We start from the raw sequence: 425 nt of genomic DNA, 5'->3' as shown, positions 1-425 counted from the left end.
TATGGCCAGGGGGCAGTCGGATTTTAGTGGCTCTTGAAACAGCACTAGATGCACCTGAAATTGAGGGTGCGGCCTTTGTTGTTAAACGAGAGGGTGACCCACGGATTAGTTCAGTTGAATTCAATAATTTCTGTATCGATGGCTTACACTTCGTCGATGATGGTACGGATGAACCGAATGTTGAAAATACTTATGTTAATGGGAAGACTGGGATTTATGTAGCGAGTGCGCAAGATTCATTTTTAATTTCAGATATGGGTTTGGTTTATCTCGAACATGGTGTCACGATTTATAATGCAGATGCCTTAACAATCCATAATAATTTTATTGCTGAATGTGGCAACTGTCTTGAATTGCGCGGTTGGGGTCAAGCGTCTAAAGTAACGAATAACTTGATGGGTGCAGGCTTTAAAGGTTATTCAATC

General features: G+C 41.2%; 1 protein-coding gene. It reads left to right on the top strand.

Annotated elements, in window-relative coordinates; genetic code table 11:
- Positions 1–26: 26 nt before the first annotated feature.
- A partial coding sequence (locus FCS21_RS17885; protein ID WP_222928007.1) for a right-handed parallel beta-helix repeat-containing protein occupies positions 27–425 on the top strand: 399 nt, incomplete at its 3' end.

It is taken from the genome of Colwellia ponticola (assembly GCF_005885605.1).
In the GTDB taxonomy this organism is placed as follows: Bacteria; Pseudomonadota; Gammaproteobacteria; order Enterobacterales; family Alteromonadaceae; genus Colwellia; species Colwellia ponticola.
Note: the sequence above shows the minus strand (reverse complement) of the source record. Positions and strands in the feature narration are given on the sequence as shown.